Source organism: Shewanella sp. SG41-4, assembly GCF_014164505.1.
In the GTDB taxonomy this organism is placed as follows: Bacteria; Pseudomonadota; Gammaproteobacteria; order Enterobacterales; family Shewanellaceae; genus Shewanella.
Genome location: NZ_JACJFI010000548.1, coordinates 1 through 1,627, shown reverse-complemented (window position 1 = coordinate 1,627; position 1,627 = coordinate 1). Strand labels below are relative to the sequence as shown.

Genomic DNA, 1,627 nt, shown 5'->3' with positions numbered 1-1,627 from the left:
CATTATTCTTAATTTAATGCTTAATCCAATTGGGTATGCGAGCACCGTTACTGATAATTAATGTGCTCATTCAGGTCATTTATGTAGGGTTGTTGAGAGGTGAATAGTCTTTATTCAAAAGCCTATTTACACTACGAACCAACTTACTGCAGATAATAACATTACACTTTATTACTCTATCATTTCTTATCTTGAATTCGGCACAATAATCACCAAGTCTATCGAAAGTGTTTTTAAATCACTTTTAGAGATGCTCCATCTCATCAAAACATTCAGTAATATGTGGTGATATTCTATAGGAATGTTCTTAAACAAAGTTTATATAGACAGGAATACGAAAAATTTAGGTTAAAGAGTAAGTTAAAAAGGAGTTATCTACGCAGCTGAAATGTCAGTAATAACCGTTAACTGGCGGTCAAATAGAAAAATGCCGCTCACTTTATTAAGTGAGCGGCATCATCCGAAGAGGCTATGTTCTACAAATAAACCTTATTTGTCTTCGAGAGCCTTCTGATTATAGGTTGGTTTTTCATGGGTTTGTCCCATAGCTTCCGCAACTTCGGGCGGCATATAATTTTCATCATGTTTGGCAAGCACTTCAGTGGCTTCTAGTTTTCCAGACTCAACCAGTACGCCTTGGGCAACTATACCTTGTCCTTCTCTAAATAAGTCCGGTAGTAAATCGTCATAGGTAACGAAAACGGTCCCGCCCGCTGAATCATGTACTGCAAACTCAACGTGTAGACTATCCGGATCGCGTTTCATCGATCCTATTGTTACCATGCCACCTACTCGGATCCGCTGTCCAACTTCTGGCATTACACCTGTATCGTTTTTCCCGTGGGTAATTTCATACGGAGTATAGAACAAATTCAAATTTGAATTTAGTGCATACAGTAGTAATGAAGCAACGGCTGCAACGCCCGCTATTAATGCAACGGCGAGGGTTAATCTCTTTTTACGTCTTGGATTCACGGTTATTACCTCTTGTTTCTTTCAGGCGCTGTTCACGCGTTATCTTTTTAGCAATTTCGATCAGAACTTTACGTTTTTGTCTGACACTCAGGGTTATCAATGTGGCTAGACAGCCGAACGTTACACCATAGGATAGCCAAACATAAAATCCGTAACCGCCCATATCAAGAAAATCTTTGAATGAATCAAATTGCATTACTTTGCCTCCTCAGCGGTTGCTAAGTCTCTCACCCAAGGACGCATACCATTGCGAGCAAGGATCTCTGTTCTATATCGGATCAAAGTAATCGCCCCTATCATCATCCCAAATCCAACAATGTTAATTAGCAGTGGGTATAACATATCGGTCGACATTGTCGATTTTTCTGTGATTCTAATGGTAGAAGGTTGATGCAAACTACTCCACCAATCTACTGAGTATTTAATAATTGGTATATTAATCACACCGACAATTGCCAAAATCCCAGAAGCTCTAGCCGCGAGGACTTTATCTTCAAAAGATGCATATAGTGAGATAACGCCAAGGTAAAGAAACAGTAATACCAGTTCAGAGGTCAAACGAGCATCCCATACCCACCAAGTCCCCCATATAGGTTTGCCCCATGCAGCGCCTGTTAGTAAGGCAATAAAGGTAATGACGGCACCAATTGGT

At 40.1% G+C, this 1,627-nt stretch carries 3 protein-coding genes; all 3 read right to left on the bottom strand.

Annotated elements, in window-relative coordinates; all coding sequences use genetic code 11:
• Window positions 1-489: 489 nt before the first annotated feature.
• On the bottom strand, window positions 490-975 hold the full coding sequence (gene ccmE / locus H5202_RS22085) for a cytochrome c maturation protein CcmE (protein ID WP_011635665.1): 486 nt from the start codon (window positions 973-975) through the stop codon (window positions 490-492).
• Window positions 959-1,171, bottom strand: a complete 213-nt coding sequence (gene ccmD, locus H5202_RS22080) for a heme exporter protein CcmD (RefSeq protein WP_182773925.1) — start codon at window positions 1,169-1,171, stop codon at window positions 959-961. The genes ccmE and ccmD overlap by 17 nt, the downstream gene beginning before the upstream one ends.
• The coding region (gene ccmC / locus H5202_RS22075; protein WP_182773924.1) for a heme ABC transporter permease CcmC at window positions 1,171-1,627 on the bottom strand (457 nt) is incomplete at its 5' end. The genes ccmD and ccmC, both read right to left, overlap by 1 nt.

What these genes read in the sequence shown, in the direction of transcription:
- ccmD (WP_182773925.1), bottom strand. Translation starts at nt 1,171, where the DNA reads ATGCAATTTGATTCATTCAAAGATTTTCTTGATATGGGCGGTTACGGA.